Source organism: Legionella yabuuchiae, assembly GCF_900640115.1.
Classification (GTDB): domain Bacteria; phylum Pseudomonadota; class Gammaproteobacteria; order Legionellales; family Legionellaceae; genus Legionella_A; species Legionella_A yabuuchiae.
This window is the reverse complement of the sequence record NZ_CAAAIW010000030.1, coordinates 1-14,382: the sequence shown is the minus strand read 5'-3', so window position 1 is coordinate 14,382 and position 14,382 is coordinate 1. Positions and strand designations below refer to the sequence as shown.

The following is a 14,382-nucleotide window of genomic DNA, read 5'->3' as shown; positions in this document are numbered from 1 at the left end:
ATAAGTAGCCTATAAATTTCTTATGGGTATTAGGATTAATAACGATTTGTTTTTGCATAAAAAATTTTTGAATTTTTTTAGCAAAAATTTTCTTATTCATCATTGGTTCACTGTCTATTAAGCCCTGAATTTGCATATTGTACTAAAAATGATCACAAAAAACCATAGTTCAGCATAAAAATCCAATTGTAAAAAATCCAATAGTTGTCAGAAATAAAGGCCGGCTTATGTTGATGACCTTCCGCGGTTTCACGCATGAAACAAATTAATGTCGTTACCCCTAATTAACAGCAGCAGGTGTTTCGCCAAACACTGCTTCAGACAGTGATAAACGACTTGATTGGCGGGTCTTGTGCTTATGGGCGCCAGCAGCGAATAAACCGACTCCAGATAACGTTGTTGCTACGCCCATCGTTGCCAAGGTAATGCCTGCTGTTTCAAAGGTGTCGACATTTAACACGGTAAATGCAATAGCGACAGCACTTATTCCCACGGCGGCTATAAAACCACCCAATATCATCATGCTAATATTCCCTAGCAAAGGGGGAGCATGTTTCGCTATTTCTTGAACTATTTCGCGATGACCATTACGCTTCGCTAGTTGAAATGCGGTATTGCCATTATTATCCTTTGCCTTTACAACCTCGCTATCACAATGCTGGCTTGCAAGAATGGCTTTTACTGCTTCAATACGTCCAAACCAGGCCGCCCACATCAACGCGGTATTGCCATATATACCCCGTTTCTTTAAAACCTCGCTATCACAATGCGGGCTTTTAAGAATGGCGTTCACTACTTCGGTTTTTCCTTCATAGGTCGCCAATAGCAACGCGGTATCGCCATATTTATCCCGTACCTTTAAAACCTCGCTATTGCAATGCTGGCTTTTAAGAATGGCGTTCACAGCTTCTGTATGTCCTTCGCGGGCCGCCCATATCAACGCGGTAGTGCCAGAATTGTTCTGCGCCTTTAAAACCTCGCCATCACAATGCTGGCTTGCAAGAATCGCTTTTACTGTTTCAATACGTCCAAACAAGACCGCCCACATCAACGCGGTATTGCCACCTTTATCTTGTGCCTTTAAAACCTCGCTATCACAATGCGGGCTTTTAAGAATGGCCTTCACTACTTCTGTATGTCCGTACCGGACCGCCAATTGCAACGCGGTATAGCCGTCTTTATCCCGTGCCTTAAAATCATCCACTGAGTTAATTTTTTTAAGGTACAGCGCAAGCGTTAATTTTGACAGTGGGCGGCATTTAAATAACTCGGCAATAGCAATTGCCGGCGCATCGCTTGCAATCAGTGGTAAGTGGCAATCTTCAAGATGCATCGCCTCGCAACTGGCAGGGTTTGCGTTAATGGGCAATAAGCAGTCAATAAAGCGCGCGTTATCTAAATTCACGCCGAAGAAATCATGGCCTCTTAGGTCCATATGTTGAAAGCCTATTCCTTGAAGGTTTAAGTTCGCGGTCATTCCTTGAAGCAGGGCTTCTTCTACTAGTAAGGGAAGCAGCGCAAGGTCTTGTTGGCCAATTTGGCCCTCCTTATTTTGCGCAACCCCGCTCATCAAAGCGATAATCTGTTGATTGGTAAGTTGACTTAACCATAGCGCCTGGTGAGGATTATTTTCTGCCATAATGACTTGTTGGCTTTTAAAATAAGCAAGGTAAAAGCATTGCGCTGGGAAGGCTAATTGTTCTTCCTGAAGGTTATTTTTAAGAAAATTACTGATGTCTATCGCCGCGCCTTCATACGTTTTTTGCTGAAACCATTGTGTAATAAACTCTTTTGCAAAGGCTGCCTTCTCATCGGAGCTAGGACTATAACCATGGGCTTCAAGCAGTTTACTAAAGGCTTCTTTTTCTTTTAAATACTCAGCCAGGCATTGAATGCCCTGATTCATTATCTCTTGTGCCGGTTTCTTTTCAAAAAATATCGTCTTATCCAGCGCTTCTTTTTCATAAGCCATCATTAAAGCAGATAACTGATGGCTTATTTTGTGGCATGAAAGCGGATAGGAAGGAGAATCCCCACGGATGGCTTCAATCGTAGCTACAATTTGTTCTTCCGCAATATGTTCATCAGCTAACGTTTGTGTAAGGGTCGCTGCTCGCGCTTCAATAAACGCATGGTATGTTTTTTTATCTTCTTCTTCCTGGCTATAATCTCCAAGCGAGAAAAAACGCACTAAGGCCAAATGATGCTCGGGATTTTCTTGTAATAACTCGCCCAGCGCTTCGCCTAGGACGCGAATGGTAACGATATTTGCCGCATCTCCTGTTAGCTTTACGTCCGCAGGAAAGGCATCCACTAAACGATGAAGTGACGCCAGTGATGAGCCCAAACGATGGCAAGCGCCACCGGCACAACTGGGGTGGCCTTGGCCATAAGCCGTAGCATTATCATAAAGCGTATTTAAAAGCGCTACTTTTCTTGCTTCAAGGCGCAAAACGCCATCTTTATCATCGCTGTCTTCAGGAAGTAGGCGTTCTTCTTTTTCATTGGCAGCTAGCCAGACGAGACTAGTCAACTGCGCAAGAGTGAGACTAAATTCATCATTCGTGCCATCTTGACCGTTTCTAAAACTAAATTGCGTCGGCGTGTTAAAACAATAATCCAGCCCTTCTTTCATTTGTGTCGCTTTATAAGCGCGTAGGCTCGGGTGGTTTTCAATAAAGGCGGTTATTTCTTTAAAAGTCTTTTGGCATAACGCTTCATCAAGCGCAAAACCCGCGCCCTCAATGTAATGCTCGTACAGTTGAATGGTGTTTTTGCGGGCAAGTTGACTAAGCCTAGGGTCATGGACATTTTGAGCGTCATCAGCCAATGCGGCAAGGCCTGCTTGTTCTTGAGGGCGGGTTGGGTGCTGATATTGATTTTCAGCCGCTGTTACTATTCTTAAAACATCATTTAGCGTGTCTTCCTGATTATGCGCATCTATGTATTGCTGCGGCGTTTGACCGGCAAGCGGTTGCGTGGGATCAATAAGAGGTGTGCCGTCTCCTTTGATATAATCAAGCAGGCACTCAACCACCTCATAAGATATGGATTTGCCTTTGGGGGGCATCAAAGCCCACCAAAGCGCTGATGCGCCGTTGGGGCTAATCGATGCGTAATTTAATTCCTCATGTTCAGCAATAAACGCCCTCAACGCAGCGGCGTCTTGGTTGTCAATTAATTTTCTAAGTTTAGTAGGCATGGGAGTTGGCGCTCTATAATTGGCTAGTGTGTGCCATTGTATGCCGATGATATAGGTAATCAAAATAATAATAGCAACACAGCTGAACGAATACAGATTATTAAAGATTCATAAAACAATTTGGTAAATTAACGATTGCTGATTTAAGCGACAAGTCTCTAGATCTCTATGAATAAAGTTAATATTGTGGAATAATTATTAGTCAATTTCAGTAATATTTGTCTGCTTATATGAAAATAAAAGCATTTTTACTCATGGTCTCTTTTCTTTCCTCGATTACGTTATTTGCTAGTACCGAGACTTGTCCATTATCAAACGGAATCAATGTACACACTAAAAAGCGAATTTTAAATGTTTGCAAACAGGGCATTGTCGTGAAGACCTTTAATATAGCCCTGGGTAATAAAGGAGTCGGTAAACAAAAAGCAGGTGATAATAAAACTCCATTAGGTTTGTATGGGTTAGCTTATCCAAGAAAATCGACTAAATTTAAAGTCTTTATTCCAATTCTTTATCCGACTTCAAAGCAATTGGCTTCAGGATATACAGGTAGAGATGTAGGGCTCCATGGGCCTGCACAGTCATCTAATTGGTTTGGTTGGTTAAACCATTTACCAAGCTCAACGCGTGGATGTATTGCTGTTGGCAAAAATAATCATATTGAATATGTGGCTAATTGGGTAAAAGCCCATCCTGGTACAAAAGTTTTAATTATTTAGATTTATACCCGTGATCGTGCAAAATGCGTGATTTATGCTTTTTCTTTTTCGCCCTGCCGCATTTTAAAAAACTCGCAAGGGAATGAGCCATTACTCGCTTTTTAAAATGCGGCAGAACAAAAAATAAAGGCGCCTAAAAACACGTATTTTGCACGATCACGGGTATAGATGTTTTTAAATTTGATCTTCATGGCCCACGATTTTTACTCTGGGTTTCAGGTCGAGCAAAACTCGTTGTTATGATGTTTTTCTTAACAAAGCTTAATTAAGTCCCTATAATTTTAATTAATCTCTAAAATACTCAAACAATTATGAATGATAAAAAGAACTCTATTTGGTTTAAGAATATTACCACGGAAGATTTAAACCGGCGTGGTGAAAATACAATGGCGGCTTATCTAGGAATTACATTTGTTGACGTTGGGGAGGAGTCTTTAACCGCAACTATGCCAGTAACGGAACGCACTAAACAACCTATTGGAATTTTGCATGGTGGTGCAAATGTGGTGTTAGCTGAAACGGTCGCTAGTACGGCAGCGAATGCGGTTGTCGATTTAGATAAATTTTATTGTGTGGGCTTAGAGATTAATGCGAATCATATCCGTTCTACTCGAGAAGGTCATGTAAAAGCGATTACTTATCCTATCCACATCGGCCGCACAACGCATGTCTGGCAGGTCGATATTTATAATCAAGAGGGTAAGCGAACTTGTATTTCAAGAATGACTGCATCGGTAATTTCTCGATAAGGAACGGTAGGTCGCCAAGTTGAAAAAAATAGTGCCAAAAACTCAGTCACTTGACATTTTTAGTATTATGCTAGAAGCTTCGCTTGAATAATTACACAGCATTCTTAAAAGGAGTTTTTCTAAATGTTACTTAGCGCTGTAATTTTTTTTAGCCTTGCTGCTTTGTTAGGGCTATATATGCTCTCTTTCATTTTGCGAGATAAAAACTTCCCCAAAATGGTTGCGTTTGTGCATGGGCCGCTTGCTGCTATCGGTATTATTTTATTAATAGTTTATGCCTATTTTCACAGACAGTATCCACTGGTTAGTTTAACCCTCTTCATTCTCGCGGCGTTTGGCGGGATTATGATGTTTTATAAGCATTTATCCGGTCACTCCGTTCCTAAGTGGATGGCAATTGGACATGGAATAACGGCTATCATAGCTTTTTGCTTGCTGTTAATCTTTGTTTTCTTATAATCTAGCGCTAGATGTTGTTCAAATAATTGGCTATTTTATGATGGCAAATTCTCTGGACTTTGTCCAGATTCTATTGACAACCCTCATCCCAGCCCACGGACAACTGTTCCGATAGGAAGAAGGAAGCTTGAGTCCTATACCAAGACCGTGGTGGTGAATTGTAAACACACCTTAATAAAAAATTTTCTTTAAGGAATAACAGTGACTTCTATTTGTGTCTATTTAGGTGCAAACCCAGGAAATGATCAAGTGTTTAGTGCCGCTGTCAAGTTAACTGCTCTAGAACTTGCGAAAAACGGATTTGCTCTAGTTTATGGTGGCTCTAGTTTGGGACTGATGGGATTACTGGCAAACATGGTTAAAGCTTATGGAGGTAAAACAATAGGCGTTATAACTGAACAGTTAATAGAAAAAGAAAAGCCGTTAAAGACACTAGATGAATTGCACGTAGTTAATACAATGCAGGAGCGAAAACGATTAATGCAACAAAAAGCAGATATGTTTTTAGTTATGCCTGGCGGTTTAGGAACACTGGAAGAAGCCTTTGACACTTGGAATGCAATTAAAATAGGTCTGTTCGATAAGCCCATCGGTTTTTTAAACATTGCTGGGTATTTTGATGATTTATTTAAATTCATCCTTTCTTGTAAAAAAAATGGATTCATATCGGCTAAACAATGTACAATCCCCCAAATTAATTCTGATATCACTGAATTGCTAACAACAATGCGTAGCACTTCTTTGGTTTAGCCTCATAGTTAACGCAAGATCCATGAAAGGGATAGATTTAGACAAGTCTCAAACATTAGAGTGCAGTCAATGGGTAAAAGAGCTTTGTGACCCTATTTTGTCACCCGTTGGTATTAGCTACTTTAATTATATAAAAATTTACCATCAAGATTGTTCAAGGGAATTACTAACGAACCGACCGGATTGGATCAGTCATTTTTATAAACATGCCCTTTATAATTCTGCCGGCGCAATTGATGTCGAACATCTATTGCCTAAGGGGTATTTTTTATGGTCAGAGTTGGACGTTAAAGATCCGATTTATCTTCAAGGGCGCGATTTTTTTGATATCGACCACGGGATAAGTTTTGTCATAAAACGAGATGATGTAACGTATTTATATATTTTTGCGGCCAATCAATCACAACATGAGGTTAATAATTTTTACATAAGAAACATTGATTTACTCCATCACTTTATTCATTATTTTAATGATTCAGGACAAGCTTTAATCCAGCATGCTGAAAAAAATCGAATTTATTTGCCAAAACCTCAGACTATTCTTCCTCGTGATGTTGGCCCCGTTCGACTTAATAATGAGGCAAAGATACAATTTTTCGAAGCTACCAAAATAAATCGGTATTTCTTATTGAATGAATCCGATGATCTTTATCTTACATCTAAACAAGCAGATTGCGCGGCATTATTGATTATGGGATACAGTTCTAAAGAAATTGCAAAAAAAATGGAACTGTCTTATCGAACGGTTGAAGGCTATGTTCTAGAGATAAAGAAAAAAATCCAAGAAAAAATTGGTTATATTTCAAGGGATAAGCTGATAGAAATTTTAAGTCAATCGAATCTTCCTAAAATCAAGTAGTTTCTACGGTAATTATTTTCAAATAAAACCTATAAAATCCTCAATCTGGTTAAAAAGAGTCTATTAATTGGAGTAAGTTGTGATTAGGACAAAAGAGGGATTGGATACGGAAATTTGTGTAAAACTGGGTTACAAAAAACATAAGCAACGATTATTGATTCAAGCGTTATTAACTCATTGTGAAGTAAACTTTGAAATTATCGCCCAACTCGTGGGCGTTTCTCTTCAAACGTTACTCGATGTTTATCGGGGTAAGGATTATTTTAAAGCAGAAAATGCAACCCGATTGGTCCAGTTATTTTTAATTCGATTTGCAGATGACATTAGTTTTTTATGAACGGTTACAATAAAGCATGCTCTAGAAAAAAACCTGGTTTTTTTTATGACTTGTGATTCTTTTTCACTTAAAGCATAGTCACATTTTATATAGTCGGGTTAGAGTTTTAATATGCGCTTTAAAGTAGACGAACGAATCCAATCAACAAGTATTGAGTTGGCCGATTGGCCTTTATCTAGACTTTTTTTGAAAAATGAATCACGGCTTCCCTGGTTTATCTTGATTCCTAGAGTTGAAGGTGTTGAAGAAATTTATCAGCTAGATGAAGGGTGTAGAAACCAGCTAATTCAGGAAATCACGAAACTCTCGCACGAGATTAAGGCGCATTTTAAGCCAGATAAAATTAATGTGGCTAACTTAGGAAATATGGTCCGACAGTTGCATATCCATGTGGTTGGGCGTTATGAAGATGATCCATTCTGGCCCCATAGCCTATGGCAACCTTCTTTTTCCCCTATCCCTTATGAGTCTCAAAAACTGACTAATCTCATAAATATATTGCCTGAATGCTTTAAGTAACAATATACCCGTGATCGTTCAAAATGCGTGATTTAGGCTCTTTTTTTTCGCTCTGTCGCATTTTGAACGATCTCGAATATATACTAAGCTCAAATCCACATTAGGGCGATGCCACGATCTGATCCAAACTATTCTGGTTATGGATAATTAGAAATTCTGCATACCCTAGACTGCTACCACTGCCAATGCGAGGACCGATCTCATGCCGGTTCCTATGGCACCAAGGAATCCTCCGACTCGTCCTGTTCAACCATTTTTTTACGCTCATCGTGCTCCTGCATAGCATTTTGTCTTGGTATTCATCATTATTTACAAGAATAGCTAAATTTTTTGCTATGATAGCTCAGATAAGAACAGCTTTTAACTAAATGACAGATGCCATGATTAGTAACGAAAAATGGGATAAATTAACGCATTGGATGGCTAAACTTCATTTAAAAGAAGTAGATCTCATTGAAAAATTTATATTAGGAAGCGGTAAAGGAGGCCAGAAGTTACATAAAACGGCTTCTACGGTTTATTTAAAACATCTTCCATCCGGCTTGGAAGTAAAATGCCAAGAGTCGAGAAGTCGTGATGACAATCGCTATTTTGCAAGAGTTCGTCTTTGCGAAAAACTGCATGCGATGATAAGCGACGAAAAAACAAAAGCACAGCAGCAGCTTGAAAAAGTAAAGCGACAAAAGAAAAGGCGCTCTAGACGCACGAAACAAAAAATGTTGGACGAAAAGTCTAGACAAGGTCAATTAAAAGAGTTAAGGAAAAAACCTTTTCCAGATGAATAAACTGGAGATTAATAATTGAGCTCGTTAAGTAAAAGCGCCTGAGTCGACTGAAACGTTTCTTTCAACGGGCCTGAATGACCGTTGAAGAACTATTCTTCATGGGTTTACCTTGCTATTTGTTCTTTTTCTTCAAATGGCCACAGCTTATTCAGCCCGGGGATGAAATATCTTGTAAATTCAGCTGGAATCCTTGAAAGACTCGGTAAGATATCGTGTAAAATCAAGACTTGCAATAATCATCGACCGAGATAATATCTTATGCCTAATCTAGCTATATATATCACAAATTTATCAAGTCATCCTGAATTAAACGCTTTTTTAGAAAGCGACCCTCCTAACCATTCTCTTATAGCAGGTGGCTTAAATACAAAATACCGTTGCGATATAAGCGATAGGGATCCTGACTTCATTGACTCAAAGAGCTTATCCATTATTCAAATCTTGTCCTTATGTGGAAAATGGTCTCATATAAATACGCTCGGCTTTTCAGCTATTGAGAAAAAAGAAGCGGTTAAAGTGAATGGTTACCTGGCCATTCAATTGGCTGCAAAAAATGGTCATCTTACTACCCTCCAGCATTTAGAAACGCATTTAACTCCTAAGGAGAAAAAGGAGGCGTTTAAAGCAGAATGTTACCTGGCCATTCGATTGGCTGCCAAAAGTGGTCATCTCACTACCCTTGAATATTTAGAAACGCATTTCCTTGAGTATTTAGAAACGCATTTAAGACCTCAGGAAAAAAAGAAAGCGGTTAAAGCGGACGATTACTATGCCATTAAATGGGCTGCCCAACGCGGTCATCTCACTACCCTTCAGCATTTAGAAACGCATTTAACCTCTGGAGAGAAAGAAGAAGCGGTTAAAGCGAATGGTTACCTGGCCATTCAATTGTCCGCCCAACGCGGTCATCTCCCTACCCTTCAACATTTAGAAACGTATTTAACGCCTAAGGAGAAAAAGAAAGCGGTTAAAACGAACGATTATTATGCCATTAAATGGGCTGCCCAACGCGGACATCTCACTACCCTTCAGCATTTAGAAACGCATTTAACGCCTAAGGAGAAAAAGCAGGTGGTTAAAGCTAATAATTACTCTGTCGTTCATAAGGCCGCCCAAAGAGGTCATCTCACTACCCTTCAACATTTAGAAACGCATTTAACGCCTAAGGAGAAAAAGCAGGTGGTTAAAGCTAATAATTACTCTGCCGTTCATAAGGCCGCCCAAAACAGTCATCTTACTACCCTTCAGCATTTAGAAACGCATTTAAGCCCTAAGGAGAAAAAAGAAGCGGTTAAAGCGGATCATTATACTGCCATTGGAAAGACTGCCGAAAATGGCCATCTCAGTACCCTTCAGTATTTAGAAGCTCATTTAACGCTTGAAGAAAAAAAAGAAGCGGTTAAAGCGAGGGATTACTCTGCCATTCGATGGGCCGCCGAACGCGGTCATCTCAGTACCCTTCAGTATTTAGAAACGAATTTAACACCTGAAGAGAAAAAAGAAGCGGTTAAAGCGAGCGATTACTATGCCATTCGATGGGCCGCTCAACGCGGTCATCTCACGACCCTTCAGTATTTAGAAACGCATTTCACACCTGAAGAGAAAAAAGAAGCGGTTAAAGCGGGTAATTACGTGGCCATTCGTGAGGCTGCTCTAAATAGAGACAAACCTATCATCAATTATTATCTTGATAGTTGCTCGCCTGTTATTGCTTTTATGGAGATGCATGATAGGGAGTATGGTGAGGCTTATGTGTATCCTTTTCTATCTGACAAGATTTCCTCGTTGAGGGAGAGGAAGGATCAATATGAAGACGATAATCCAAATGGTGTATTTGACCTAGAAGAAGTCAATGAGGCCGAAGTTTGCTTTTATATGATAAGAAATCTTATTCGCCGAAGCCAAGATCCATCAGCCACAAACCAATTATCCTTATTCAATGATATCCATTTTTTATTATCCCTTCCGGCTGTTAGAGGATTGGCTCATCAATCAGTCAATGAAGGCGAGGAAAATGAATTGGTACGGTTCGCTTTTGGCATAGGAAATCAAACCGCTGTCTCTTTATTGATGCAACTACCCGAAGTAAGGAGGTTAGCTGCAAGAAATAATTATTATCACCGAGAAGCACAAGGAGATATTGATTTACGAGCGATAGCTCAAGACAGAGAGTCGTCAATGGTTGCTTTATCTTTGCCCGAGCGCAAGCTCATCAATAAGGTTACCTCATATTACCAAGAGAGCATACACGCCATGGGTGGACTCGATGAGGGCTTAGAGTTCGTGAAAGCCGCGCTGAAAGAACGTTATGAAGCCCATCCTGCGGTGATGATACACCAAAATACAAGCGGTCGAGCACGGCAAATAAATCTTCCTTTGGAGTGGGGTGACTTACAAGCATTAAAAAAAGGACGGCATGGCCAGCTTGGTTTAACGAATAGGCAGTATCAAGCTGCACTTGAGGCCTATTACCAACACGATGTTCATACCGCTTATCGTTATTTATCTAAACCAAACCATTGGATGGCGCCGAATGCTTCCTATGTTTACGTGTATGAAAGAGACGGTCGACCTACGACCGACCGTTATTCGACGTTTGAGGAATATAAGGCGCTGATCGTTCCTTTTTATTTAGCCGCTATCGATGAGGCATCAGAGCCGGTGGATGGATATAGCCTTGAAGGCAGAATTGAGGCGTTTATTAAGCAATTGGCGTTGATAGGACGGGCGCATAATTGGGATAAATCTCGAAAGATCGTGGTAGAAGGCCCAAGGCCTAAAGGGGATGTGTCGCAAGAACCGCTTTATTTGAAAAATGAAGCCGCTCAATACGTCACCGAAGAGTACGATGATTTAGAAGGCGACAAACCAAGCTGTTATAGCGGTGTTAATCGAAGGCTTTTTCAATCGGTGCTGGGGCATCCGCTTTTTAAGCCGCTCAATGCAACCCTTGTGTTGCAAACATTAAATGAAAAAATAAGAGCCTACTATCAAGAGGCAATAACACGTGACAACGCGCCTCAACTTAAAAAAGCTTATGAGGCATTGATTGAGTTCGATGAATCCAACATAAGCTTAGACGACGCGGCTCGTCTGCTAAACAGTATCAATATCCCAAAAAAGAAAAAAAACAACATCATAAACGCTGTGTTAGAGCAATTAGCCAGAACACACAACGAAGACCTAGCCTCGTTACAAGCTAGCTTTGTTCAGATTATGGAAAGGCGCTTTGACGTTGCAAAGGCGATAGGTAGTAGCGATTTTCTTTCGTTTGCTACTGAGTGTGGATTAGTTAACGTGTTAGAAGGCATAAATCGGCAAGTTTCCGAGGAGCGCTATCAAACCTCTTTAAAAGCCAGCTTGGATTCAGAAAAAGACCTTGCCCCAAAACATCCAAATTTTTTTCGAAGAAACCCTGTTTCACTTGGTGGGGTCGGACTCGCAGTTTTAACGGCGATCGGTTTGGCCTTAGCCTTAACCAATGTTTTGGAATCTTTGGGTATTCCAATGATTGCCTTTACATCTATGCCGGCGTTAAGCGGTATAGCACTGGTTAGTGCAACATTTATTGGGGCTTTAGGTAAGATTTATTATAATGAAAAAAAGTTTTCCAAAATAGATAACCCATTAAATGACAAACAGGAACGCTTAAATCCAAGCGTTGGCCCTATAAGATCATCCTATGGAGCTGCTATGAGCGCCTTAGGTTCAGATCATAGGGCAGCAGATGATTTAGATTTCACAGAAGAAGCGACGGCTGCGTCTGATACCAATCGAGAAGAATTGGAGCGCTCTTTGAGCGAAGTAGAGTTTGGCGAAGAAACGCAAGCAATGCACTTCGCCCGATAGGCTTACCTGCTAATAAAACTTTTAATTTGCAAAAAAGTGACCGCTATTGATTTCTATCTTGGTGAAGAATAATTTTTGGATCAGGAGCCTGTATGCGTTGCGCTAATGCAATTTGTGCAGAATATTATTTTTCAGCAATTTGATACAGCTCTTGTCACACTAGATCTTAAGAATTACTATTCGATTGCTTGTTATCAAAAAGCGGAATTTGTTTTCCTGTTCACAAAAGAAAAAACGCAGGAGTTATGGTTAATCGCAAAAAGAAAGGAGCGATTGCTAACAAAGATGCAGAAATTGATTATTCCTTAGCGGCTGCGGAGTTGGCGTGTGCTGTGGCTAAGATTCGAGCGATTCAGAAGGTGAGAAAAACTAACGTCATAGAGTGAACATGAACATGTTAAACTAACTAAGTAATCTATGTATCTGCCCGACAAGATAAAAGGGAATGGATATAAAAGTATAGTTTACAGATTTCCCTAAATTATCTTTTACATTTACATTAGTTTTGCTTGGATAATCAGAGTTAATTCGCATGGCGAGAGGTAATTTTTTTAATCCCATGAAAACATGTAATGACTTTAGGCTTCCTGTGGCACCAGCTTTTACTTCAATAGGTATTATTCTATTACCATGTTGGATTACATAATCAATTTCAGCACTTGAGCCGGCCTCTTCCCTATGCCAATAATACAAAACTGGTTCGATATAGGGTGGTTCAATTGTTCTTAGTAATTGGCCTACTACCTGTTCAGCAATGCCGCCATTATTAATCAAAAGAATTTCATTTGTTGAATTAATTTGGTTTAAGCTCAGTCCTAATGCGGTAGTACATAAGCCTATATCAAGGAAAATTTCTTTAAAAAATTTTTCTTTAATTTCCGATGCGAGCGGAACACCATTTGCTGAGCTGCTTTGTACTCGATGGCCAATTCGGGCTTTTTCTAACAGATCTAATACATGCTTTATTGTTGATGCTTGAATCGTTTTATTAACTCTACTAAATACAAATTTTTGTCCAAGCATTTTTGGAATAGAATTCAGTACTTCCTCTAATCTTTCTGTCGCTAAACGACCTTTATATTTTGAAAAATCATCGCGATAGGTGGCCAATAAGTCATTTTGTATTTGACTAACTCTATTCAGAGAGCGTTCAGCAGCCCAATTAGACACTACAGCGGGCATACCGCCGACAATCAGATATTCTTTAAATAAAGCAGTTAATTGCTCGTGAATTACAGATGGGATCTCGACATTTAACTCATATTGATCTAAATAGTCGTAAAGTGATTTTTTGTCATTTGCTAATAAAAACTCATCAAATGACATTGGTTCCAAATGCATATAGCTAACTCGTCCAACTGGCATGCTAAAAGAGTGCTCCGCTAGAATAAATTCTAATAGAGAGCCAGCAGAGATTACTGCTAATTGGGGTAAGTCTTCTGCAAACCAGCGAAGTTTGCTAAGCAGTTGAGGTGCTGCTTGTATTTCATCAAAGAATAATAAGCACTTTGGAGGATCTATTTTCTGATTTAATACCGTACTTAAATTTAATAAAATTTGATTTATATCATTAGAATCAAAAAGACTGGCATAAGAAGGTTGCTTCTCGAAGTTCAGTTCAATTAATTGCATTCCTGTCTTTTCAGCTAAGTGTCTTACCAGCCATGTTTTACCAACTTGTCTTGCCCCACGAATGACTAACGGTTTCCGGTCAGGTGATACCAGCCAGTTGTTCATATAATTTAATAAAGTTCGCTCCATTTCATCTGCTTATCATGAGTAATATACTAAATTATAAGCAACAATAAGCTTAAGTCAACAAAACAGTCGGTTGTTTTGATTGAAAGAACAACAAAACAGCGCCATGTTTTAATAGTTAGCCATGGAAAACATGGGGTTGTTATTTGGATTTTTAAAACATTGAAAGCTAGTAACACCATGATATTTACTTAATCTTAATTAAATTACCTATTACTGGGAGATTAAAACAACGGACGCTAGAACAAATTTTTTTAAGACCACTAGGGTCTTATATGGACTCGACCGATATTGTATAGTTGATTAAAATTTAAAAAGTCTTATATATTTGTTATAATTAGCGCTTTTTAGCTATGACATATTCATTAGATTTTAGGGAAAAAGTACTATCCCATG

General features: G+C 39.5%; 12 protein-coding genes. 10 read left to right on the top strand and 2 right to left on the bottom strand.

Going from position 1 to position 14,382, the window contains the following annotated elements; translation table 11 throughout:
* Nucleotides 1-280 precede the first annotated feature (280 nt).
* Nucleotides 281-3,202, bottom strand: coding sequence for an ankyrin repeat domain-containing protein (locus tag E1O47_RS10570; RefSeq protein WP_133131228.1), 2,922 nt, complete (start codon nt 3,200-3,202; stop codon nt 281-283).
* A 230-nt stretch (nt 3,203-3,432) separates the two neighbouring features.
* Between E1O47_RS10570 and E1O47_RS10565 the strand changes: the two genes are divergently transcribed.
* The 10 genes from E1O47_RS10565 to E1O47_RS12300 all read left to right on the top strand — a co-directional run bounded on the left by E1O47_RS10565 (nt 3,433) and on the right by E1O47_RS12300 (nt 12,614).
* Nucleotides 3,433-3,921: a L,D-transpeptidase family protein gene (locus E1O47_RS10565; RefSeq protein ID WP_133131227.1), complete on the top strand. Its 489-nt coding sequence runs from the start codon at nt 3,433-3,435 to the stop codon at nt 3,919-3,921.
* Nucleotides 3,922-4,232: 311 nt separating this feature from the next.
* Nucleotides 4,233-4,670, top strand: coding sequence for a hotdog fold thioesterase (locus tag E1O47_RS10560; protein ID WP_133131226.1), 438 nt, complete (start codon nt 4,233-4,235; stop codon nt 4,668-4,670).
* A 123-nt stretch (nt 4,671-4,793) separates the two neighbouring features.
* Nucleotides 4,794-5,129: a hypothetical protein gene (locus tag E1O47_RS10555; protein WP_133131225.1), complete on the top strand. Its 336-nt coding sequence runs from the start codon at nt 4,794-4,796 to the stop codon at nt 5,127-5,129.
* Nucleotides 5,130-5,330: 201 nt separating this feature from the next.
* A complete protein-coding gene (locus E1O47_RS10550; protein WP_133131224.1) occupies nt 5,331-5,879 on the top strand; it encodes an LOG family protein in 549 nt (182 codons plus the stop codon).
* Nucleotides 5,880-5,901: 22 nt separating this feature from the next.
* Nucleotides 5,902-6,738, top strand: a complete 837-nt coding sequence (locus E1O47_RS10545; protein WP_133131223.1) for a helix-turn-helix transcriptional regulator — start codon at nt 5,902-5,904, stop codon at nt 6,736-6,738.
* Between the two features lie 79 nt (nt 6,739-6,817).
* Nucleotides 6,818-7,075, top strand: coding sequence for a hypothetical protein (locus E1O47_RS10540; RefSeq protein WP_133131222.1), 258 nt, complete (start codon nt 6,818-6,820; stop codon nt 7,073-7,075).
* Between the two features lie 111 nt (nt 7,076-7,186).
* Entirely contained in the window at nt 7,187-7,594 is a 408-nt protein-coding gene (locus tag E1O47_RS10535) for an HIT domain-containing protein (protein ID WP_133131221.1), read from the top strand.
* 380 nt (nt 7,595-7,974) lie between these two features.
* On the top strand, nt 7,975-8,379 hold the full coding sequence (locus E1O47_RS10530; RefSeq protein WP_133131220.1) for a peptide chain release factor family protein: 405 nt from the start codon (nt 7,975-7,977) through the stop codon (nt 8,377-8,379).
* Nucleotides 8,380-8,637: 258 nt separating this feature from the next.
* Nucleotides 8,638-12,228 (top strand): ankyrin repeat domain-containing protein, encoded by a 3,591-nt coding sequence (locus tag E1O47_RS10525; RefSeq protein WP_133131219.1) that lies wholly within the window; start codon nt 8,638-8,640, stop codon nt 12,226-12,228.
* Nucleotides 12,229-12,473: 245 nt separating this feature from the next.
* A complete protein-coding gene (locus E1O47_RS12300; protein ID WP_165475101.1) occupies nt 12,474-12,614 on the top strand; it encodes a hypothetical protein in 141 nt (46 codons plus the stop codon).
* A 16-nt stretch (nt 12,615-12,630) separates the two neighbouring features.
* Here the strand turns inward: E1O47_RS12300 and E1O47_RS10520 are convergent, their stop codons facing one another.
* Nucleotides 12,631-13,989: an ATP-binding protein gene (locus tag E1O47_RS10520; RefSeq protein ID WP_133131218.1), complete on the bottom strand. Its 1,359-nt coding sequence runs from the start codon at nt 13,987-13,989 to the stop codon at nt 12,631-12,633.
* Nucleotides 13,990-14,382 lie beyond the last annotated feature (393 nt).

What these genes read in the sequence shown, in the direction of transcription:
- E1O47_RS10570 (WP_133131228.1), bottom strand. Translation starts at nt 3,202, where the DNA reads ATGCCTACTAAACTTAGAAAATTAATTGACAACCAAGACGCCGCTGCG.
- E1O47_RS10565 (WP_133131227.1), top strand. Translation starts at nt 3,433, where the DNA reads ATGAAAATAAAAGCATTTTTACTCATGGTCTCTTTTCTTTCCTCGATT.
- E1O47_RS10560 (WP_133131226.1), top strand. Translation starts at nt 4,233, where the DNA reads ATGAATGATAAAAAGAACTCTATTTGGTTTAAGAATATTACCACGGAA.
- E1O47_RS10555 (WP_133131225.1), top strand. Translation starts at nt 4,794, where the DNA reads ATGTTACTTAGCGCTGTAATTTTTTTTAGCCTTGCTGCTTTGTTAGGG.
- E1O47_RS10545 (WP_133131223.1), top strand. Translation starts at nt 5,902, where the DNA reads ATGAAAGGGATAGATTTAGACAAGTCTCAAACATTAGAGTGCAGTCAA.
- E1O47_RS10535 (WP_133131221.1), top strand. Translation starts at nt 7,187, where the DNA reads ATGCGCTTTAAAGTAGACGAACGAATCCAATCAACAAGTATTGAGTTG.
- E1O47_RS10530 (WP_133131220.1), top strand. Translation starts at nt 7,975, where the DNA reads ATGATTAGTAACGAAAAATGGGATAAATTAACGCATTGGATGGCTAAA.
- E1O47_RS10525 (WP_133131219.1), top strand. Translation starts at nt 8,638, where the DNA reads ATGCCTAATCTAGCTATATATATCACAAATTTATCAAGTCATCCTGAA.
- E1O47_RS12300 (WP_165475101.1), top strand. Translation starts at nt 12,474, where the DNA reads ATGGTTAATCGCAAAAAGAAAGGAGCGATTGCTAACAAAGATGCAGAA.
- E1O47_RS10520 (WP_133131218.1), bottom strand. Translation starts at nt 13,989, where the DNA reads ATGGAGCGAACTTTATTAAATTATATGAACAACTGGCTGGTATCACCT.